Source organism: Hydrogenophaga sp. FW305-3-2-15-A-LB1, assembly GCF_058787875.1.
The window spans coordinates 1-21203 of record NZ_JBYTAE010000056.1 but is presented as its reverse complement, the minus strand read 5'-3'; the positions used below and the strand labels follow the sequence as shown (position 1 = coordinate 21203).

Here is a 21203-nt window from a genome sequence, read left to right as displayed (position 1 = left end):
AAAGTCTCCGTTGTCGGGCGGGTCAGACGAGCACGCGCTCGATGCCGCCTTCGTTGGCCTTGGCCACGTACTCGGGCAGCCATTCTTCGCCCAGGATCTGGCGCGCCATCTCCACCACGATGTAATCGGCTTCCAGCAGGCCGGACTTGAGGTCGTCGCCATAGCGGCTCAGGCCTTGCAGGCAGCTCGGGCACGAGGTGAGGATCTTGACGTTGTCGTTCGCGCCCACGGTGCCGGCGGCGCGCAGCGCGGCCTCGCCCTTCTGGATTTCCTCTTCCTTGCGGAAGCGGACCTGGGTGGAAATGTCGGGCCGGGTCACGCCCAGCGTGCCCGATTCGCCGCAACAACGCTTGCTCTCCACCACGTTGTCGCCCACCAGCGCCTTGACCGTCTTCATCGGGTCCTGCAGCTTCATCGGCGTGTGGCAGGGGTCGTGGTACAGGTAACCGCCCTGCCCGGCCGGCAAGGTGATGCCCTTTTCCAGCAGGTATTCGTGGATGTCGATGATGCGGCAGCCCGGGAAGATCTGGTCGAACTCGTAACCCTGCAGCTGGTCGTAGCAGGTGCCGCAGCTCACCACCACGGTCTTGATGTCCAGGTAGTTGAGCGTGTTGGCGACCCGGTGGAACAGCACCCGGTTGTCGGTGATCATCTTCTCGGCCTTGTCGAACTGGCCGCTGCCGCGCTGCGGGTACCCACAGCACAGGTAGCCCGGGGGCAACACCGTCTGCACGCCGGCATGCCAGAGCATGGCCTGTGTGGCCAGGCCCACCTGCGAGAACAGGCGCTCCGAACCACAGCCCGGGAAGTAGAACACCGCCTCCGTCTCGGCCGTGGTGGCCGAGGGGTTGCGGATGATGGGCACGTAATCCTTGTCTTCGATGTCCAGCAAGGCGCGGGCGGTCTTCTTGGGCAGGCCACCCGGCATCTTCTTGTTGATGAAGTGGATCACCTGCTCCTTGATCGGCGCGGGGCCCAGGGTGGCTGGGGGCGCGCCGGTCTGCTTGCGCGCGAGGCGCTGGAGCAGGTCGTTGGCCAAGCGCTGGGCCTTGAAGCCCGCGCCCACCATGGCGCCGCGCACGAACTTGATGGTCTCGGGGTTGGTCGCGTTCAGGAAGAACATGGCCGCCGCGTTGCCGGGCCGGAAGCTCTTCTGGCCCATCTTGCGCAGCAGGTTGCGCATGTTCATGGTCACGTCGCCGAAGTCGATCTTGACCGGGCAGGGGCTCAGGCACTTGTGGCACACCGTGCAGTGGTCGGCCACGTCCTCGAACTCTTCCCAGTGCTTGATGCTGATGCCGCGGCGGGTCTGCTCTTCGTACAGGAAAGCCTCGACCAGCAGCGAGGTGGCCAGGATCTTGTTGCGCGGCGAATAGAGCAGGTTGGCGCGCGGCACGTGCGTGGCGCACACCGGCTTGCACTTGCCGCAGCGCAGGCAGTCCTTGACGCTGTCGGCGATGGCGCCGATCTCGCTGCGCTGCATGATGATCGATTCGTGCCCCATCAGGCCGAAGCTGGGCGTGTAGGCGTTGGACAGGTCGGCGCTGCGCAGGCTGGCGTCGCCCACCGGACCCTGGCGCAGCAGCTTGCCCTTGTTGAAGCGGCCCTCGGGGTCGACGCGTTGCTTGTAGTCCGCGAAGGGTTGCAGCTCCTCGTCGGTCAGGAATTCCAGCTTGGTGATGCCGATGCCGTGTTCGCCCGAGATCACGCCGTCGAGCTGGCGCGCGAGCACCATGATGCGCGCCACGGCCTCGTGCGCGGTCTGCAGCATCTCGTAGTCGTCGCTGTTGACCGGGATGTTGGTGTGCACGTTGCCGTCACCGGCATGCATGTGCAGCGCCACCCACACGCGGCCCTTGAGCACGCGCTGGTGGATGGTGGTGCATTCGGCCAGCAAGGGGCCGAACGCCGCGCCGGAGAAGATGGCCTGCAGCGGCGCGCGGATCTGCGTCTTCCAGCTCGCGCGCAGGCGGTGGTCCTGCAGCTGCGGGAACAGCGCGTCCACGTCGCTCAGCCAGCCCGCCCAGAGCGCGCGCACTTCGCGCACCAGGGCCAGGGCCTGCTGCACGCGGTCTTCCAGCAGTTCGGCGCTGGGGATGTCGCTGGCGTCGTCGGTCTTGCCCAGCGGCAGGTTGCCCTTGGCGAAGAAGGCTTCGAGCGCGTCGGCCAGCTTGATCTTGTTGCGCAGCGACAGCTCGATGTTGATGCGTTCGATGCCTTCGGTGTACTCGCCCATGCGCGGCAGCGGGATCACCACGTCTTCGTTGATCTTGAAGGCGTTGGTGTGCCGGCTGATGGCCGCCGTGCGCTTGCGGTCCAGCCAGAACTTCTTGCGCGCCTCGGCGCTGATGGCCACGAAGCCCTCGCCGCTGCGCGAATTCGCCATGCGGATCACTTCGCTGGTGGCGCGCGCCACGGCATCGGCGTCGTCGCCCACGATGTCGCCGATCAGCACCATCTTGGGCAAGGTGCCGCGCTTGCTCTTGGTGGCGTAACCCACGGCCTTGAGGTAACGGTCGTCGAGGTGCTCCAGGCCGGCCAGGATGGCGCCGCCCGGGCGCTTCATCTCGGCGAACATGAAGTCCTTGATGTCCACGATGGACGGCACGCAGTCCTTGGGATTGCCGAAGAACTCCAGGCAGACCGTGCGCACGTGGTCGGGCATGCGGTGCACCACCCAGCGCGCGCTGGTGATCAGGCCATCGCAGCCCTCCTTCTGGATGCCCGGCAGACCGCTGAGGAACTTGTCGGTCACGTCCTTGCCCAGGCCTTCCTTGCGGAAGGTCTTGCCCGGGATCACCAGCTGCTCGCTGCGCACCGGGGTCTTGCCGTCGGCCTCGAAGTACTGCAGCCCGAAGGTGGCGACCTCGGCGTCATGGATCTTGCCCAGGTTGTGGTCCAGCCGGGTGACTTCCAGCCACTGGGCCTGCGGTGTGACCATGCGCCACGACACCAGGTTGTCCAGCGCCGTGCCCCACAGCACGGCCTTCTTGCCGCCCGCGTTCATGGCGATGTTGCCGCCGATGCACGAGGCCTCGGCCGAGGTCGGGTCCACCGCGAACACGTGGCCCGCGCGGTCGGCGGCGTCGGACACGCGCTGGGTCACGACGCCGGCTTCGGTCCAGATGGTGGGCAACGGCTTGTCGTGCCCGGGCACCTTGACCCACTCCACCTCGGTCATGGCTTCGAGCTTCTCGGTGTTGATCACCGCGCTCTTCCAGGTCAGCGGAATCGCGCCGCCCGTGTAGCCGGTGCCGCCCCCTCGCGGGATGATGGTCAGCCCGAGCTCGTAGCAGCCCTTGACCAGCAAGGCCATTTCGGCTTCGGTGTCGGGCGTGAGCACCACGAAGGGGTATTCCACGCGCCAGTCGGTCGCGTCGGTCACGTGCGAGACGCGCGACAGGCCGTCGAACTTGATGTTGTCCTTGGCCGTCAGCCGGCGCAGCGCCTTGGTGGCGCGCTGGCGCAGCGCGGCCATGTCCTGGAACGAGCGGGAGAACTGATCGACCGCCGCGCGGGCCGCCGTGAGCAACTCGGCCACCAGGCCATCGCGCACCGCGTCGTCCTGTGGCGTGCGGCGCTTCTGCACCTCGGCCAGCCGGTGGTGCAGGGCGTCCACCAGCTGCTGGCGGCGCTTGGGGCTGTCGAGCAGGTCGTCCTGCAGGTAGGGGTTGCGCTGCACCACCCAGATGTCACCCAAAACCTCGTACAGCATGCGGGCGGAGCGGCCCGTGCGACGCTCACCCCTCAGTTCGTCCAGCAGGCCCCAGGCGCGCTCGCCGAGCAGGCGCAGCACGATTTCACGATCCGAGAAGGAGGTGTAGTTGTAGGGAATCTCGCGCAAACGTGGCGCATCGTCGGTGGCGGTGGCGAGCAACGAAAGCGGTGTGGGTGCGTTCATGTGTGTGGCAGTCGCCAGCATGACAGTAAAGAACCCAGGATGGTACCGCAGCGCAACATTCACCCACCCCCCCTGTGGAAACCCCTGTTGTCACACCTGGGAAACGCATGTGCAATCGTTTTGACATATCGGAGCCCTACCCTACCCCCACCGGTTTCCGACCATCCATCCCAAGGAGCAACACCCATGCACAAGCGTTTTCTTCCCATGACCGGCGCCCTGGCGCTCGCCGCCCTGATGAGCGGCCCGGTCCACGCCCAGGCGCCGACCGAGATCCAGTGGTGGCACTCGATGAGCGCAGCGCTTGGCGAGTGGGTGAATGACCTGGCCAAGCAGTACAACGCCAGCCAGAGCCAGTACAAGGTCGTGCCCACGTACAAGGGCACGTACGACGAGTCCATGACGGGCGCCATTGCCGCCTTCCGCGCGGGCAATGCGCCACACATCCTGCAGGTGTTCGAGGTCGGTACCGCGACCATGATGGCCAGCAAGGGCGCCATCGTGCCCGCCGCCAAGGTGCTCAACGACGGCGGCTTCAAGTTCGACCCGACGCAATACGTGTCGGCCGTGGCCGGCTACTACACCGCCCCCAACGGCCAGATGCTGAGCTACCCGCTCAACAGCTCGACCACCATCTTCTATTACAACAAGGACGCCTTCAAGAAGGCCGGCCTGGACCCCGAAAAAGCGCCCAAGACCTGGCCCGAAGTGTTCGCCGCCGCCTCCAAGCTCAAAGCCAGCGGCCACGCCTGCCCGTTCACCACCAGCTGGATCAGCTGGACGCAGCTGGAGAGCTTCTCGCTCTGGCACAACACCCTGTTCGCCTCCAAGAACAACGGTTTTGACGGCAACGACGCACAGCTGATGATCAACACGCCGCTGCACGTGCGCCACTTCGAGAACCTCGCCAAGGCTTCCAAGGAAGGCAGCTTTGTCTACAAGGGTCGAGGCAACGCGCCCGACGCCTCCTTCCCCTCGGGCGAGTGCGCCATGATCACGGGCTCGTCGGGCCTGTATGCCCGCGTGTCCAAGGACGCCAAGTTCGCCTACGGCATCTCCGCCCTGCCCTACTACGCCGATGTCAAGGGCGCGCCCCAGAACACCGCCATCGGCGGTGCCAGCCTGTGGGTGATGGCCGGCAAGAAGCCCGCCGAATACAAGGGCGTGGCCGATTTTCTGAACTTCCTGAACGACACCCGGGTGCAGGCCGCCAGCCACCAGCGCACCGGTTACCTGCCGGTGACCACCGCGGCCTACAAGCTGACCGAGGCATCCGGCTTCTATGAAAAGAACCCGGGCACCGACGTGGCCGTGACGCAGATGATCCGCAAGGCCACCGACAAGTCGCGCGGCATCCGCCTGGGCAACTTCGTGCAGATCCGCACCATCATCGACGAGGAAACCGAGCAGATCTGGGCCGGCAAGAAGTCGCCCAAGGAAGCGCTGGACACCGCCGTGACACGAGGCAACGAGCAGCTCGTGCGTTTCGCCCGCGCCAACAAGTAAATTCTGGCCCGAAGCCTGACGATGCCTGCCAGTCCTTTGGTCGGCATCGATAGCCCGCCACTCTGCAGACCCCCGCGGTTTGCACAGCGGCGGGTTGTCTTTTTGAAAGACTGAGAAAGACTGGACATGGAAAAGCGCGTGCTCTTTCGCTCTGCGTGGCTGCCCTGGGTGTTGCTGGCGCCCCAGCTGGCCATCATCAGCATCTTCTTCTTCTGGCCGGCAGGTCAGGCCCTGGTGCAATCGTTCCAGGTGCAGGATTCGTTCGGCTTTTCCAAGGAGTGGGTGGGCTTCGAGAACTTCAGAAATCTCTTCGAAGACCCGAGCTACCTGGCCTCGTTCAAGACCACGGCCTTCTTCTCGGTGCTGGTCGCGGGTTTCGGCATTGCCATTTCGCTGGTGCTGGCCATCTTCGCCGACCGCATCATCAAAGGCGCGCTGGCATACAAGACCGCGCTGCTGCTGCCCTATGCCGTGGCCCCGGCGGTGGCTGGCGTGCTCTGGATGTTCATGTTTTCGCCATCGCTCGGCGTGGTGGCCTACATGCTGCGCCAGTCGGGCTTCAACTGGAACCACATGCTCAACTCCGACCACGCGATGACGCTGATCGTGATCGCGGCGGTGTGGAAGCAGATCTCCTACAACTTCCTGTTCTTCCTCGCAGGGCTGCAGTCGATCCCCAAGTCGCTGATCGAGGCCGCCGCCATCGACGGCGCGGGGCCCTGGCGCCGGTTCTGGAGCATCCAGTTCCCGTTGCTGTCACCCACCACCTTCTTCCTGCTGGTGATCAACGTGGTGTACGCCTTCTTCGACACCTTCGCCATCGTGGACGCGACCACGCAAGGCGGCCCGGGCCGCGACACCGCGATCCTGGTCTACAAGGTCTACCACGACGGCTTCAAGGCCATGGACATGGGCGGCTCGGCCGCGCAGTCGGTGGTGCTGATGGTGATCGTCATCGTGCTCACGGTGATCCAGTTCCGCTACGTCGAGAAGAAAGTGCAGTACTGACATGGTTGAACGCAGTCCCTATCTGACGCTGCTGTCGCACCTGATCCTGGTGCTGGGCGTGCTCATCGTCGGCTTCCCGCTGTACCTGGCGTTCGTGGCGTCCACCCACACCGCGCAGGACATCGTGCAAGCCCCCATGCCTTTGCTGCCCGGCAGCAACTTCTGGCAGACCTACCGCGACACCCTGTTCGGCGGCGGCAGCGGCCCGGGCTCCAGCGCGCCGGTGGCGCGCATGATGTGGGTAAGCCTGGTCACGGCGCTCGTCATCACCTTCGGCAAGATCGCCATCTCGCTGCTGTCGGCCTTCGCCATCGTCTACTTCCGCTTCCCGTTCAAGGGCATCTGCTTCTGGCTGATCTTCATCACGCTGATGCTGCCCGTGGAAGTGCGCATCGGCCCGACCTACCAGGTGGTATCCGACCTGGGCATGCTCAACACCTACGCGGGCCTGACCGTCCCCCTCATCGCCTCCGCCACCGCCACCTTCCTGTTCCGGCAGTTCTTCCTCACGGTGCCAGACGAACTGGTGGAAGCCGCGCGCGTGGATGGCGCAGGCCCGATGCGTTTCTTCAAGGACATCCTGGTGCCCTTGTCGCGCACCTCGATCGCCGCGCTGTTCGTGATCCAGTTCATCTACGGCTGGAACCAGTACCTGTGGCCGTTGCTCGTCACCACCTCGGAAGAGATGTACCCGGTGGTGATCGGCATCAAGCGCATGATCGCGGGCGGCGACGCCGGCAACGAGTGGAACATCGTGATGGCGACCGCGCTGCTGGCCATGCTGCCGCCCGCGCTCGTGGTGATCTTCATGCAGCGCTGGTTCGTCAAGGGACTGGTGGACACCGAAAAGTAACCCGGCAACCGACAACAACACGATCACAACAACGCCATGGCTTCTCTCTCACTTCGCAACATCGTCAAGCGCTACGGCATCGGCCCCAAGGCCAATCAGGTCATCCACGGGGTGAACGCCGAGATCCAGGATGGCGAGTTCGTCGTCATCGTCGGGCCGTCGGGCTGCGGCAAGTCCACGCTGCTGCGCATGGTCGCGGGCCTGGAGGAAATCTCCGGTGGTGAACTTCGCATCGGCGACCGCGTCGTCAACAACCTGGAACCGGCCCAGCGCGACATCGCCATGGTGTTCCAGAACTACGCGCTCTACCCGCACATGACGAACTTCGACAACATGGCCTACGGCCTGAAGATCGCCAAGGTGCCCAAGGAAGAGATCCGCGCCCGTGTGGACAAGGCCGCCAAGATCCTCGAACTCGGCCACCTGCTTGAGCGCAAGCCGCGCGAGCTCTCGGGCGGCCAGCGCCAGCGCGTGGCGATGGGCCGCGCCATCGTGCGCCAGCCACAGGTCTTCCTGTTCGACGAGCCGCTCTCCAACCTGGACGCCAAGCTGCGCGCCCAGACCCGGCTGGAAATCCAGAAGCTGCACCGCGAACTGGGCATCACCTCGCTGTTCGTCACGCACGACCAGGTCGAAGCGATGACGCTGGCCGAACGCATGATCGTGATGAACGCGGGCAACATGGAGCAGTTCGGTACGCCCGAAGAGGTCTATTCGCGCCCGGCCACGACCTTCGTGGCCAGCTTCATCGGCTCGCCGCCCATGAACCTGCTGAAACACGCGCCCGGTGGGCGCCCCGGCAGCATCCTGGGCATCCGCCCCGAGCACCTGGACGTGGGTGACAGTGGCTGGGCGCTGCAGGTGGAAACGGTGGAGTTGCTGGGCGCCGAGCGCCTGGTGCACGCCCGCCTGGGCGACGAGATGCTGATCATCCGCACCCACGAGGACCAGGGTGCCCCGGCCATCGGCAGCACCATCCATGCCCAGCCGCGCGAGGACCGCCTGCACTGGTTCAACGCCGAGACCGGCCAGCGGCAATGAGTGGGAGAGAGCAGCCGGGCCACTGGCCCTACCCGCGCTGGGTCGCCCACCGCGGCGCCGGCAAGCTGGCGCCCGAAAACACCCTCGCCGCCTTCCGCCTCGGGGCCTCGCACGGCTACCGCATGTACGAATGCGACGCCAAGCTCAGCGCCGATGGCGTGGTCTTCCTGCTGCACGACGCGACCCTGGAGCGCACCACGAACGGCAGCGGCGTGGCCGGTGAGCGCCCCTGGGGCGAGCTGAGCCAGCTCGATGCCGGTGGCTGGCACTCGCGCGCGTTCGCGGGCGAGCCCCTGGCCACCCTGGAAGCCGTGGCCCGCCACTGCCAGGCGCAGGGCCATTGGCTCAACATCGAGATCAAACCCACCCCCGGCACGGAGCTGGCCACGGGGCGCGCCGTGGCGGAAGCGGCCGCGCGGCTCTGGGCCAGCAACGCCGAGCGCGCGCCCTTCCTCACCTCGTTCCAGCCCGACGCGCTGCAGGGCTCGCGGGAAAGCGCTCCCCACCTGCCGCGCGGGCTGCTGCTCGACACCCTGCGGGAAGGCTGGCGGGACATGGCGCAATCTTTGGGGTGCGTGGCGGCCGTGTGCAACCACGCCCTGTGGGACAGCAGCACCGTGGCCCAGGCCCGGGAAAGCGGCCTGCGCACCCTGGCCTACACCGTGAACGACGAATGGGCCGCGCAGCGGCTGCTGGACCTGGGCTTGGACGGCATCATCACCGACCGCATCGACCTGTTTGCGCCCGGGCGCTGAGGCGAAGCGCTCAGCGCTTGCGGTGCAGCCACCAGGCCAGCGTGCCCTGAACGAACACCAGGGCGGCGTAGGTGGCCATCTTGCCGTCACGGCCAAAGAACACCAGCCCCGCCAGCAGCACCACCACACCCGCCACGACCAGCATGAAGGCCTCCAGGCCGGCGCCCTGCGCCGCACGGCCGGCGCGGCGGAAACGGGGCACCGTCCACAGGACCAGGGCCATGAAAACGGCAGGGGCGATGAAGCCGGCGATGTGCCCGAGGAAGGCCAAAGGCGTCATTCGAAGCGGGCGGCGGCGTGCATAAGGGTTCAATTTTATAATCACCCCATGTCTGTCTGGGCCCTCGGCATCAACCACAACACGGCTCCGCTCGATCTGCGGGGCCGTTTTGCGTTTGCGCTCGACCAGATCCAGCCCACTTTGCACGGCTACCGCCAGAGTCTGGCGCGCCAGCCCGAGGCCACGCTGCTGTCCACCTGCAACCGCACCGAGCTGTACGGCGCGGGCGACCAGTCGGCGGTGGACCCCACCCTGGACTGGCTGGCGCAGACCGGCGGCGTGAGCGGCCAGGTGCTGCGCGACCACGCCTACATCCTGCGCGACGACCAGGCCGCGCGCCATGCCTTCCGCGTCGCCAGCGGCCTGGACAGCATGGTGCTGGGCGAAGCCCAGATCCTCGGCCAGATGAAGGACGCGGTGCGCGCCGCCAGCGACGCGGGCGCCCTGGGCACCACCCTGCACCAGCTGTTCCAGCGCTCGTTCGCCGTGGCCAAGGAAGTGCGCAGTTCCACCGAGATCGGCGCCCACTCCATCAGCATGACCGCCGCCGCGGTGCGCCTGGCGTCGCAGCTGTTCGAAGACCTGCGCGACATCAAGGTGCTGTTCGTCGGCGCGGGCGAGATGATCGAACTGGCCGCCACCCACTTCGCGGCCAAGACGCCCAAGGGCATGGCGATCGCCAACCGCACGCTGGAGCGCGGCGAGAAGCTCGCCAGCCGCTTCGGCGCGCAGGTGATGCGGCTGGCCGACGTGCCCGACCGCCTGCACGAGTTCGACGCCGTCATCAGCTGCACCGCGAGCACGCTGCCCATCATCGGCCTGGGCGCCGTGGAACGCGCGCTCAAGAAGCGCCGCCACCGCCCCATGTTCATGGTCGATCTGGCGGTGCCGCGCGACATCGAGGCCGAGGTCAAAGCCCTGCCCGACGTCTACCTCTACACCGTGGACGACCTCGCCACCGTGGTGCAGACCGGCAAGGACCACCGCCTGGCTGCCGTGGCGCAGGCCGAGGCCATCATCGACGCGGGTGTGCTCAGCTTCATGCACTGGATGGAGCAACGCGACCCGGCCCACGGCGTGGTGCCGCTGATCCAGCAGATCAACGCCCAGGCCGACGAATGGCGCGCCGTGGAAATGGCGCGCGCCCGCCGCCTGCTGGCCAAGGGCGAGCCGGTGGAAGCCGTGCTGGAAGCGCTCTCGCGCGGCCTCACGCAAAAAATGCTTCACGGCACCCTTGCCGAACTGCACACCGGTGACAGCACCACACGTGCCGCCACCGCGCAGACCGTTTCGCGGCTGTTCCTGCGCGACGAACCGCTCAAACCCCCGCGCAACGCGCAAAACTAGCTGACCCGGCCCGCGCACGGCGTTGCGGGCCCGCGCCCGTGTCGGCGTGCAGGGTCTCCGTGCCCCACCATGAAACCCTTCGTCCGTGACACCCTGCTGCGCCAGCGAGCCCGACTGCACGAGCTCGATGCGCTGCTGTCCGCGCCCGACGTCGTCGACCAGATGGATCGCTTCCGCGCGCTGAGCCGCGAACACGCCGAGGCCTCCACGGTGGTCGAGGTGTTCAACCGCTATCTCCAACGCGAGACCGACCTGGCGACGGCGCGGGAAATGCTCGACGACCCTGACATGGCCGAGATGGCGCAGGAGGAAATCCAGAGTGCCGAGGCCGACCTGGCGCAGCTGGACATCGATTTGCAGCAACTCTTGCTGCCCAAGGATCCGGACGACGAGCGCAACGCCTTCGTCGAGATCCGCGCCGGCACCGGCGGCGACGAGTCGGCCCTGTTCGCCGGCGACCTCGCCCGCCTGTACACGCGCTACGCCGAAAAGCAGCGCTGGCAGGTGGAGACCGTGAGCGAGTCGCCCAGCGAGCTCGGCGGCTACAAGGAAGTGGTGCTGCGCATCGCGGGCCCCGGAGCCTATGGGCGGCTGCGTTTCGAGTCCGGCGGCCACCGGGTGCAGCGCGTGCCCGCCACCGAGACCCAGGGCCGCATCCACACCAGTGCGGCCACCGTGGCGGTGATGCCCGAACCCGACGAGACCCAGGCGGTGCAGCTCAACCCGAGCGAGTTGCGCATCGACACCTTCCGCGCCAGTGGCGCGGGCGGCCAGCACATCAACAAGACCGACTCCGCCGTGCGCGTGACCCACCTGCCCACCGGCATCACCGCCGAATGCCAGGACGGCCGATCGCAGCACAGCAACAAGGCCAAGGCGCTGCAGGTGCTCACGGCGCGCCTGCAGGAAAAAGACCGCAGCGAGCGCGCAGCCGCCGAAGCCGCCACGCGCAAGGGCCTGATCGGCAGCGGCGACCGCAGCGACCGCATCCGCACCTACAACTTCCCGCAGGGCCGCCTGACCGACCACCGCATCAACCTCACGCTGTACAAGGTGCTGCAGGTGATGGAAGGTGATCTGGACGAGGTGATCCACGCCCTGCAGGTCGCGCGCGGCACCGAGCTGCTGGCCGAGCTCGAACAACGCAACGGCGCATGACCACCACGCTGCGCGAAGCCCTGACGCACCTGCAGCGCGACGGCCTGGACCGGATCGACGCGCAGATGCTGCTGCTGCTGGCCCTGCAGCGCAGCCCCCACGACCGCGCCTGGCTGCTGGCGCACGACGGCGACGCGATGGACGCCGAGGCGGCCGCCCGCCTCGCGGCCCTGGTGCAACGCCGCCGGCACGGCGAGCCCATGGCCTACCTGCGCGGCGACCAGGAATTCTTCGGCCTCACGCTCCAGGTGGACCCGCGCGTGCTCGTGCCACGGCCCGACACCGAAACCCTGGTGAGCTGGGCGCTGGATGTGCTGGATGCGCTGCCGGCAGCCGCCCGCGTGCTCGACCTGGGCACCGGCAGCGGCGCCATCGCACTGGCCCTCAAGGCCCAGCGCCCGGGCGCCGTGGTCTCGGCCACGGACGCCAGCCCCGATGCGCTGGCCGTCGCCCGTGCGAACGCCGATCGGCTGGGCCTGGCGGTGGATTTCCACCTCGGGCACTGGCTCACCGCGGTGCCGGCACAGCACTTCGACCTGATCGCCAGCAACCCGCCCTACATCGCCGAAGGCGACGCCCATCTGGCGGCGCTCGGCCACGAGCCCGGCTCGGCGCTGACCGCCGGCCCCGACGGCCTGGACGACATCCGGGCCTTGGTGTCCACCGCGCCCGCCGCCCTGAACCCGGGAGGCTGGCTGCTGCTCGAGCATGGGCACGACCAGGCCGGCGCGGTACGCAGCCTGCTCCAGGCGGCCGGCTTCACACAGGTCGGCAGCCGCGCCGACCTCCCGGGCATTGAGCGCTGCAGCGGCGGCCAGTGGCCGCAGCGGCGATAATGTGAGCCGTTTCCGGGTCTCTCCAGACCCTTCCGCAGAAGGACTTTCAGCCATGAGCGACGCGCAAACCCGAATCGACCAGCTGGTCAAATCCCACGACATCGTGTTGTTCATGAAGGGCAACGCGAGCTTCCCCATGTGCGGCTTCTCCGGCCGTGCGATCCAGATCCTCAAGGCCTGTGGCGTCGAGACGAAAACGCTGACCACCGTCAACGTGCTCGAAGACGACGGCATCCGCCAGGGCATCAAGGAATACAGCAACTGGCCCACCATCCCGCAGCTCTACGTCAAGGGTGAGTTCATCGGCGGCTCGGACATCATGATGGAGATGTACCAGTCCGGCGAACTGCAACAGGTCATCAACGGCGAAGCCTGATCCCGTTCTCCTCTCGTGCGCCAGCCAGGGCCACCTTCGGGTGGCCTTGTTGTTTCTGGTGCGCGATTTCGCACACCTCGTGCCCATCTTTCGGAATGCGGTGACTTTGCCGGGCATTTCTGCATTGAGGTCGGGCATGTTGTGTGCTTGAATGAAATCGCCACCGAACCTCAAGGAGAATCGCATGAGCTCTCGCAGCCTGGTCGCTTCACCCTCCCTCGGTCTGCCCATCGCCCAGATGCGCAGCGTGTTCAGCGCCGACGACGTCGAGCGCAAGCTGGCCCACCTGCAAGCCAGCGGCAACGAACGCGACTACGAAAGCCTTCGAAACACTTGGCAGCGCATGCTGGAGCGCGGTCCCCAGCGCTTCGCGGTCAAGCCCTCGGGCGTGCCCGACATGGCACCGCTCTACGACCTGCTGCCCAATTTTGGTGAAGTGCTCGACGATGTGAAGCGCCACGTGGCGCTGAGCCAGGACAGCCGCGACAGCCTGGAAGTCACACCCATCCTGCTGCTGGGCCCGCCCGGCGTCGGCAAGACCCACTTCGCGCGCCAGCTCGCCGACCTGCTCGGCACGAGCATGAGCCTGGTGCCCATGAGTTCCATGACGGCCGGCTGGCTGCTCTCGGGCTCGTCCTCGCAATGGAAAGGCGCCAAGCCCGGCAAGGTGTTCGAGGCCCTGGTGGATGGGCAGTACGCGAACCCGGTGATCGTGGTGGACGAGATCGACAAGGCGGCTGCGGACGCGCAGTACGACCCGCTGGGTGCGCTCTACAGCCTGCTGGAACACGACACGGCGCAGAGCTTCGTCGACGAGTTCGCGGAAGTGCCGATCGACGCCAGCCAGGTGATCTGGGTCACCACGGCCAACCACGAGCGCGGCATCCCCGAGCCCATCATGAACCGCATGAACGTGTACGAGATCTCGCCGCCCTCACCCGAGGCCGCGCGCAAGATCGCGGCCCACCTCTACCGGGGCATTCTGGGGGAGCACGACTGGGGCCAGCGTTTTGACCCCGAACCGGCCAACGACGTGCTGGATTTGCTGGCGACGCTCGCGCCGCGGGAGATGCGCCGCGCGCTCGTCACCGGCTTTGGCAATGCGCGGCTGGACAACCGCTATCGCATCGAACCCGAAGATCTGCCTCGCGCGGGCGCGGGCAAAGGCCGCATCGGCTTTCTTCAGTAAACGGCCTGGCGCGCTCAGGCGTCCGGGTGGGCCCAGTTCCTGGCCGCGGCATAGACCGCGTTCGGGTACTCGGCGCGGCCCCGGCTGCCGTTGTAGCGGCCGAGCGCCAGGAAGGTATCACCGCGTTCGCGGTCCAGGTAGTGGCGCAGGATCACGCAGCCAAACCGCAGGTTGGTCTGCATGTTGAAGAGCCGGCTGGCATCGCCGTCGCCGATCAGGCGCGACCAGAACGGCATGATCTGCATGTAGCCCCGAGCGCCCACGTGCGAAATGGCAAACTTGCGGAACGCGCTCTCGACCTGCACCAGCCCCAGCACCAGGGTGGTGTCCAGCCCCGCGCGCCGGGTTTCGTACCAGAGGGTCTGCAGGAACTCGATGCGGGTCTGGAAATCCGGCTTGCGGCGCTGCAGCCGGTCGCTAGAAGCGCCCAGCCAGCGCAGATAGGCCAGGCGTTTTTCCAGGTCGGTGAACTCGGGCACGGGCGGCGCGCTGTTGGCGATCGCAGCGCTCAAGGCACCGCGCACCGAATCGGCCAGGGGCTCTTCCAGTTGGCCACCGGCGTGCGCGACCGGGGACAGAGAGCCCAGGCCCAGCGCGCCGGCAGCCAGCAGGCAGTCGCGGCGCGACCAGACCAGCGGCTTCATGCGCCCAGCTTGCCCTTCAGGAGCGCCACCACCTCGCCCAACGCCACCTGGGTGGCGGCGGCATCGCGGCGGTGCTGGTATTCCACCTGCCCGGCCTTGAGGCCGCGGTCGCCGATGGTGACGCGGTGCGGCACACCGATGAGCTCCCAGTCCGCGAACATGGCGCCGGGGCGCTCGCCCCGGTCGTCCAGGATCACATCCACGCCAGCCGCCAGCAGCTCGCTGTACAGCTGTTCGGCGGCGACCTTCACCTCGGGGCTGCGGTCCATGCCGATGGGGCAGACCACCACCGTGAATGGCGCCAGCGCGTCGGGCCAGATGATGCCGCGTTCGTCGTGGTTCTGCTCAATCGCCGCGGCCGGCAGGCGCGTGATGCCGATGCCGTAGCAGCCCATCTCGAAATGCGCGGGCTTGCCGTCCTCGCCCAGGAAGGTGGCGTTCATGGCCTTGCTGTACTTCGTGCCCAGGTAGAACACGTGGCCGACCTCGATGCCACGCTCGATCGCCAGCACGCCCTGGCCGTCGGGCGAGGCATCGCCTTCGACCACGTTGCGCAGGTCCGCCACCAGGGTCGGCTCGGGCAGGTCGCGGCCCCAGTTCACACCGGTCATGTGGAAGTCCGGCTCGTTGGCCCCGCAGATCCAGTCCGCCAACACGGCCACCTCGCGGTCGACCACGAGATTCACCGGCTTCTTCAGGCCGATCGGGCCCAGGTAACCTGGCTTGCAGCCGAAGTGCGCATCGATCTCGGCGCCGGTGGCGAACCGGAAGCCGGCGTTGAGCCCCGGCACCTTTGCCACCTTGACTTCGTTCATGTCGTGGTCGCCGCGCAGCAGCAACAGCCAGACCTGGCTCTTGGCGACCTCGCCCGCCTCGTCGAGTTCGTCGGTGGCCAACACCAGCGATTTCACCGTGGTGGCCAGAGGCACGCCCAGCAGCGTGGCCACGTCGGCGCAGGTGGCCTTGCCGGGCGTGGGCGTCTTGACCATGGGGTTGGCTGCCGCGGGGCGCGGTCCAGCCGGCGCCAGCGCCTCGGCCTTTTCCATGTTGGCGGCGTAGTCGCTCGCCGGGCAGTAGACGATCGCGTCTTCCCCGGTCGCGGCGATCACCTGGAATTCCTCGCTCAGATCGCCGCCGATGGCGCCGCTGTCGGCCGCCACGGCGCGGTAGCGCAGGCCGAACCGGTCGAAGATGCGCCGGTAGGCCGCGGCCATCACCTGGTAGCTCAGCTTGGCTGTCGACTCGTCCCGGTCGAAGCTGTAGGCGTCCTTCATGATGAATTCGCGGCCCCGCATGAGGCCGAAACGCGGGCGCCGCTCATCACGGAACTTGGTCTGGATCTGGTACAGGTTCTTGGGCAACTGCTTGTAGCTGCGGAAATCCTGGCGTGCAATGTCAGTGACCACTTCCTCACTGGTGGGTTGCACCACGAAATCTCGGTCGTGCCGGTCCTTGATGCGCAGCAGCTCGGCCCCCATCTTGTCAAAGCGCCCGGTTTCCTGCCAGAACTCCGCCGGCTGGATCACCGGCATGGTGAGCTCCACCGAACCTGCCCGGTTCATTTCTTCGCGCACGATGGCCTCCACCTTGTGGATCACGCGCAAGCCCATGGGCATGTAGCTGTAGATGCCAGCGCCGAGCTTCTTGATCATGCCGGCGCGCGTCATCAGCTGGTGGCTGACGACTTCCGCGTCGGCCGGGGCTTCCTTGAGGGTGGAAATCAGGAACTGGGAGGCTTTCATGGGCGAGCTGGGTTCTGCCGCGAGGCAGTGTTGCGGTACATCGGAGGTGGGAACCGGGAGAACGGCACATCCGGCGATCTGGACGGCCCACCTGCGCCCGGAGATGCAACAGGTGTGTGATCACTTCGCAACTTGCATGCCGCGATGCATAATGAACACAGTTTAAAAATTTGGGGTTGATTATGCTTGACAGAGAAGGCTTCAGGCCCAATGTCGGCATCATTCTGCTCAACCAGCGAAACCAGGTGTTCTGGGGCAAGCGCATCCGCTCACACTCCTGGCAGTTTCCGCAAGGTGGCATCGACAGAGGCGAGACACCTGAGCAGGCGATGTACCGCGAGTTGCACGAGGAAGTCGGGCTCATGCCCGAGCACGTGAGCATCGTCGCCCGCACGCGCGACTGGTTGCGCTACGAAGTGCCGGACCGCTTCATCCGCCGCGATGCACGCGGCCACTACAAGGGGCAGAAACAGATCTGGTACCTGCTGCGCCTCGTGGCGCAGGACTGGAACCTGAACCTGCGCGCGACCAGCCATCCGGAGTTCGACGCCTGGCGCTGGCACGACTACTGGGTACCGCTCGACGTGGTCGTGGAGTTCAAACGAGGCGTCTACGAAATGGCGCTCACCGAACTCTCGCGCTACCTGCCCAAGAACGACACCCGCAACCGCTACCTGCGCGGTGGCTCCCGCCACCGCCACGACGAAAGTCCCGAATCCTCGTCCCTGTCGGCCCCACCGCCGGGCCTGGAGCTGCCCCCGGGCGCCAGTTTTGATCCCGACCCGCAGAGCGGCTCCCGCTCTGCCCACATCGAACACAAATGACTTCTGCCCGCCACCGGTTGCCGCGATGCCTGTCCGTCGCAGCGGCCCTGATTTCGTTTCTGGGTTTCAGCCCTGCATTGCAGGCCCAATTGCGAGACGACCCGGACGCCCCTGCGTGGCAGGAAGCGGCGGTCAAGCCGCCGCCCACTTTCAGCATCGACCAATTGCAGGCCTTCGAGGTCTCAGCCGGTACGGCGTTGAGCTACGGTATCGACCCCAAGACCTTGAGCGTGGGCGAGGACGGTGTGGTGCGCTATGTACTGGTCGCCCGCAGCTCCAGCGGAGCCCTCAATGTGCTGTACCAGGGCCTGCGTTGCCAGACGGCCGAAGTCAAGACCTATGGACGCTGGAACAACAACGCGTCCAGCTGGAACGTCAACGCCAAGGAAGCATGGCAAGAGCTGTCGTTCTCCGGACCCACCCGCCCCGCCATGTTGCTGGCACGGGCGGGCATCTGCGAAGGCCGAACCATCAACGGCAGCGCGCAGAAAATCCTGCACACCCTCAAACACGGCCGCCCGGAAACGCGCTGAGCGGGCCCGGGGGCGCTGGCCTTAGCCGCGCGCCAGGACGAGGTTGTCGCGGTGGATCATTTCGGGTTCAGCCACGTAACCCAGCAAGCGCTCGAAGTCCTGCGATGACTTGCGGCAGATGAGCCGGGCCTCGCTGCTCGCGTAGTTGGCCAATCCGCGCGCCACCTCGGCCCCGCGCGCATCGCGCACCGCGATCACATCCCCTCGGGAGAACTCGCCGTCGACGCCCGTCATGCCGATGGGCAGCAGGCTCTTGCCTTCGCCCACGATCTTGCCGACTGCGCCATCGTCCACCACGACGGCGCCACGCAACTGCAAATGATCGGAAATCCAGCGCTTGCGCGCCTGGTGCTTGGGCGTCTGGGCCACGAGGCAGGTGCCGATGGCTTCACCCGCCGTCAGTCGCAACAGCACGTCTGGCTCACGGCCCCAGGCGATGACCGTGGAGGCCCCGGAACCGGCGGCGCGTTTGGCGGCCAGTATCTTGGTGATCATGCCGCCCTTGCCAATGCCACTGCCCGCGCCGCCCGCCATGGCTTCCAGGCGTGCATCGCCAGCGCGGGCCACGTGAACAAACTGAGCGGAAGGATCGCGCCGGGGATCGGCCGTGTACAAGCCCTTCTGGTCGGTGAGGATCACGAGCACGTCGGCCTCCACCAGATTGGCCACGAGCGCGCCCAGTGTGTCGTTGTCGCCAAACTTGATTTCGTCGTTGACGACGGTGTCGTTCTCGTTGATCACCGGCACCACGCCCAGTTGGAGCAATGTCAACAGGGTCGAGCGGGCATTGAGATAACGTTCACGGTCCGCGAGGTCGGCGTGCGTCAACAGCACTTGTGCGCTGCCGACGCCACAACCGCGCAGCTTGCTCTCGTACATCTGCACCAGGCCCATCTGCCCTACGGCCGCCGCAGCTTGAAGTTCGTTGATCTCCTTGGGCCGCACGGTCCAGCCCAGGCGTTTCATGCCTTCGGCCACCGCACCGCTGCTGACCATGATGACCTCACGCCCCTGCTGCACCAGGGCCGCCAATTGCTGACTCCATTGCCCGATGGCCTCCTCGTCAAGGCCGCGGCCCTCGTTGGTCACCAGGCTGGAACCTACCTTGACCACGATGCGGCGAGCGGTCTTGAACACGGCCGCCGGGGCCATGCCATGCACATTCATTGAATCAACAGGCGAAGAGGTTGAGGCGATGTCCATGGGCAAATGGGCTCGGAGTCAGTGAGTGTCAGGACCATTCACGAAGCGGGGATCCACATCCACCGGCGCCTGCATCGACTGATGCACCTGCGCGATGTGCTGGTAGATCTTCTGCACCAGCAGTTCGCAACCCTCGCGGGTAAGCGCTGATATTTCGAAGACGGGCCCCTTGTATTTCAGGCGTTTCACGATGTCCTTGACCCGGGCCTCCCGCTCCTCGGTGGGCACCATGTCCAGCTTGTTGAGCACAAGCCAGCGAGGTTTCTCGTACAGTTTCTGGTCGAATTTCTTCAACTCCGCCACGATGGCCTTGGCCTGCGCGACAGGATCGACCCCTTCATCGAAGGGCGCCACATCCAGCATGTGCAGCAGCAGGCGCGTGCGTTGCAGGTGCCGCAGGAACTGGTGCCCCAGGCCAGCGCCCTCCGACGCCCCTTCGATCAGCCCGGGTACATCGGCCACCACGAAGCTCTTCTCCGGCCCGACGCGGACCACACCCAGATTGGGATGCAAAGTGGTGAAAGGGTAGTCGGCGATCTTGGGGCGCGCGTTGGAGATGGCCGCGATCAAGGTCGACTTGCCCGCGTTGGGCATGCCCAGCAAGCCGACGTCGGCCAGCACCTTGAGCTCCAGCTTCAAGCTGCGCTTCTCGCCGGGCCAGCCGGGCGTCTTCTGACGCGGCGCCCGGTTGGTCGAACTCTTGTAGTGCATGTTGCCAAAGCCGCCGTCGCCCCCTTTGGCGATCGTCACCTGCTCACCGGGCTGCAGCAGCTCGAACAGCACTTCGCCGGTCTCCGCATCCGCGATGATGGTGCCCACCGGCATCTTGAGCACGATGTCGTCGCCCTTGACGCCAAACATGTCCGAACCCTTGCCGTGTTCGCCGCGATGCGCTTCGAAGCGGCGGGTGAACCGGAAATCCACCAGGGTATTCAGGCTGGCGTCCGCCACAGCATACACATGGCCGCCACGGCCACCGTCGCCGCCGTCGGGGCCCCCGAACTCTTTGTATTTTTCATGCCGGAAAGATGCGCAGCCATTGCCGCCATCGCCCGCAGCGACATCGATCGTGGCTTCGTCCACAAATTTCATGACATGCTTTCCAGGAAGGAACTGCTAGAGAAGGGCCAAACAAAAAGCCCGCATGGGCGGGCCTTTTGCATTCAACGTATCACATGTGCCTCATCGCGCTGCACCGATTTCTCAATCTTGCAGCACCGGAGCACGCCCGCTCAGACGGGGGTGATGCTGACAACCTGACGGTTCAGCGCGCCTTTGATGGCGAAGCTCACGTGGCCATCGACCGTTGCAAAAATGGTGTGGTCCTTGCCCACGCCCACGTTCATGCCGGGGTGGAACTTGGTACCGCGCTGACGCACGATGATCGAGCCAGCACTGACCAGCTCGCCACCAAACGCCTTCACGCCGAGCATCTTGGGCTTGGAATCGCGCCCGTTTCGCGTTGAGCCGCCGCCTTTTTTCTGTGCCATGTTGACTTACTCCTCAGGCTGCGATCGAAGCAATCTGCAGTTCGGTGAAATTCTGACGGTGCCCTTGGCGCTTCTGGTAGTGCTTGCGACGGCGCATCTTGAAGATGCTGACCTTGTCGTGCCTGCCGTGGGCCAACACCGTGACCGTGACCGTTGCGCCGGAAACCAAGGGAGTGCCAACCTTGATATCGGTGCCGTTGCCGACAGCGAGTACCTGGTCAAACACGATCTCTTGGCCCACATCCGCAGCAATCTGTTCTACTTTAATTTTTTCGCCAGCAGCAACACGATACTGTTTGCCACCGGTTTTTATGACCGCGTACATATGAACCTCTTTAAAAATTCCACGAATGGAAGCTCGGCGGACCCAATTCCACCGAGCCCTAGATTTTAGCATGTGCCCGGAAAACCGGCAAGCGGCTGGCATGCCACCGCCCTCGCGGCTCCCTGGCGCGGCCATTTTCAGAGGGCCTGGGGCTCCGTTCCTATAATCCCAACCCGGCCCGACACCCCCTAC

At 66.0% G+C, this 21203-nt stretch carries 20 protein-coding genes; 12 read left to right on the top strand and 8 right to left on the bottom strand.

Translation table 11 applies throughout. The features are described from left to right. Positions 1–22: 22 nt before the first annotated feature. Positions 23–3901: a DUF3683 domain-containing protein gene (locus tag AC3WPZ_RS17555; RefSeq protein ID WP_444688427.1), complete on the bottom strand. Its 3879-nt coding sequence runs from the start codon at positions 3899–3901 to the stop codon at positions 23–25. 186 nt (positions 3902–4087) lie between these two features. Between AC3WPZ_RS17555 and ugpB the strand changes: the two genes are divergently transcribed. The 5 genes from ugpB (at position 4088) to ugpQ (ending at position 9064) form a co-directional block, all read left to right on the top strand. Beyond that, positions 4088–5407 (top strand): sn-glycerol-3-phosphate ABC transporter substrate-binding protein UgpB, encoded by a 1320-nt coding sequence (gene ugpB, locus AC3WPZ_RS17550; RefSeq protein ID WP_382323383.1) that lies wholly within the window; start codon positions 4088–4090, stop codon positions 5405–5407. 126 nt (positions 5408–5533) lie between these two features. Further along, positions 5534–6415 (top strand): sn-glycerol-3-phosphate ABC transporter permease UgpA, encoded by an 882-nt coding sequence (gene ugpA / locus AC3WPZ_RS17545; protein WP_382323382.1) that lies wholly within the window; start codon positions 5534–5536, stop codon positions 6413–6415. A 1-nt stretch (position 6416) separates the two neighbouring features. After that, entirely contained in the window at positions 6417–7268 is an 852-nt protein-coding gene (gene ugpE, locus AC3WPZ_RS17540) for a sn-glycerol-3-phosphate ABC transporter permease UgpE (protein WP_291114924.1), read from the top strand. A gap of 36 nt (positions 7269–7304) precedes the next feature. Further along, positions 7305–8309 (top strand): sn-glycerol-3-phosphate ABC transporter ATP-binding protein UgpC, encoded by a 1005-nt coding sequence (ugpC, locus tag AC3WPZ_RS17535; RefSeq protein ID WP_382323381.1) that lies wholly within the window; start codon positions 7305–7307, stop codon positions 8307–8309. After that, positions 8306–9064, top strand: coding sequence for a glycerophosphodiester phosphodiesterase (ugpQ, locus tag AC3WPZ_RS17530; RefSeq protein WP_444688428.1), 759 nt, complete (start codon positions 8306–8308; stop codon positions 9062–9064). Before ugpC ends, ugpQ begins: the two co-directional genes overlap by 4 nt. A gap of 10 nt (positions 9065–9074) precedes the next feature. Here ugpQ and AC3WPZ_RS17525 read toward each other — a convergent pair whose 3' ends face one another. Further along, the gene (locus tag AC3WPZ_RS17525; protein ID WP_291114918.1) at positions 9075–9344 is read right to left on the bottom strand and encodes a hypothetical protein; all 270 of its coding nucleotides are present in this window, start codon (positions 9342–9344) and stop codon (positions 9075–9077) included. Between the two features lie 48 nt (positions 9345–9392). Here AC3WPZ_RS17525 and hemA point away from each other — a divergent pair, with 48 nt between their 5' ends. From hemA to AC3WPZ_RS17500, 5 genes are all read left to right on the top strand, one after another. Continuing rightward, the gene (gene hemA / locus AC3WPZ_RS17520; protein ID WP_382327304.1) at positions 9393–10691 is read left to right on the top strand and encodes a glutamyl-tRNA reductase; all 1299 of its coding nucleotides are present in this window, start codon (positions 9393–9395) and stop codon (positions 10689–10691) included. A 69-nt stretch (positions 10692–10760) separates the two neighbouring features. After that, entirely contained in the window at positions 10761–11849 is a 1089-nt protein-coding gene (prfA, locus tag AC3WPZ_RS17515; protein WP_382323380.1) for a peptide chain release factor 1, read from the top strand. Then, positions 11846–12685 (top strand): peptide chain release factor N(5)-glutamine methyltransferase, encoded by an 840-nt coding sequence (gene prmC, locus AC3WPZ_RS17510; RefSeq protein WP_382161310.1) that lies wholly within the window; start codon positions 11846–11848, stop codon positions 12683–12685. The genes prfA and prmC overlap by 4 nt, the downstream gene beginning before the upstream one ends. Positions 12686–12737: 52 nt before the next feature. Beyond that, positions 12738–13061: a Grx4 family monothiol glutaredoxin gene (gene grxD, locus AC3WPZ_RS17505; RefSeq protein WP_291114910.1), complete on the top strand. Its 324-nt coding sequence runs from the start codon at positions 12738–12740 to the stop codon at positions 13059–13061. Positions 13062–13245: 184 nt separating this feature from the next. Further along, complete coding sequence (locus tag AC3WPZ_RS17500) at positions 13246–14250, top strand: AAA family ATPase (RefSeq protein ID WP_382323378.1); 1005 nt, start codon at positions 13246–13248, stop codon at positions 14248–14250. 14 nt (positions 14251–14264) lie between these two features. Here AC3WPZ_RS17500 and AC3WPZ_RS17495 read toward each other — a convergent pair whose 3' ends face one another. Next, on the bottom strand, positions 14265–14894 hold the full coding sequence (locus AC3WPZ_RS17495; protein ID WP_492432989.1) for a lytic transglycosylase domain-containing protein: 630 nt from the start codon (positions 14892–14894) through the stop codon (positions 14265–14267). Further along, the gene (locus tag AC3WPZ_RS17490; protein ID WP_444688429.1) at positions 14891–16636 is read right to left on the bottom strand and encodes a proline--tRNA ligase; all 1746 of its coding nucleotides are present in this window, start codon (positions 16634–16636) and stop codon (positions 14891–14893) included. The genes AC3WPZ_RS17495 and AC3WPZ_RS17490 overlap by 4 nt, the downstream gene beginning before the upstream one ends. 182 nt (positions 16637–16818) lie before the next feature. Between AC3WPZ_RS17490 and AC3WPZ_RS17485 the strand changes: the two genes are divergently transcribed. Beyond that, entirely contained in the window at positions 16819–17460 is a 642-nt protein-coding gene (locus AC3WPZ_RS17485; RefSeq protein WP_291114902.1) for an RNA pyrophosphohydrolase, read from the top strand. Further along, positions 17457–17993: a CNP1-like family protein gene (locus AC3WPZ_RS17480; RefSeq protein ID WP_382323377.1), complete on the top strand. Its 537-nt coding sequence runs from the start codon at positions 17457–17459 to the stop codon at positions 17991–17993. Before AC3WPZ_RS17485 ends, AC3WPZ_RS17480 begins: the two co-directional genes overlap by 4 nt. Positions 17994–18014: 21 nt before the next feature. Here the strand turns inward: AC3WPZ_RS17480 and proB are convergent, their stop codons facing one another. The 4 genes from proB to rplU all read right to left on the bottom strand — a co-directional run bounded on the left by proB (position 18015) and on the right by rplU (position 21011). Next, complete coding sequence (proB, locus tag AC3WPZ_RS17475) at positions 18015–19145, bottom strand: glutamate 5-kinase (RefSeq protein ID WP_382161329.1); 1131 nt, start codon at positions 19143–19145, stop codon at positions 18015–18017. 69 nt (positions 19146–19214) lie between these two features. After that, entirely contained in the window at positions 19215–20288 is a 1074-nt protein-coding gene (gene cgtA / locus AC3WPZ_RS17470) for an Obg family GTPase CgtA (RefSeq protein WP_382161332.1), read from the bottom strand. A gap of 140 nt (positions 20289–20428) precedes the next feature. Continuing rightward, positions 20429–20686, bottom strand: a complete 258-nt coding sequence (gene rpmA, locus AC3WPZ_RS17465) for a 50S ribosomal protein L27 (protein ID WP_297397423.1) — start codon at positions 20684–20686, stop codon at positions 20429–20431. Between the two features lie 13 nt (positions 20687–20699). Next, positions 20700–21011 (bottom strand): 50S ribosomal protein L21, encoded by a 312-nt coding sequence (rplU, locus tag AC3WPZ_RS17460; protein WP_382161335.1) that lies wholly within the window; start codon positions 21009–21011, stop codon positions 20700–20702. Positions 21012–21203: the final 192 nt, after the last annotated feature.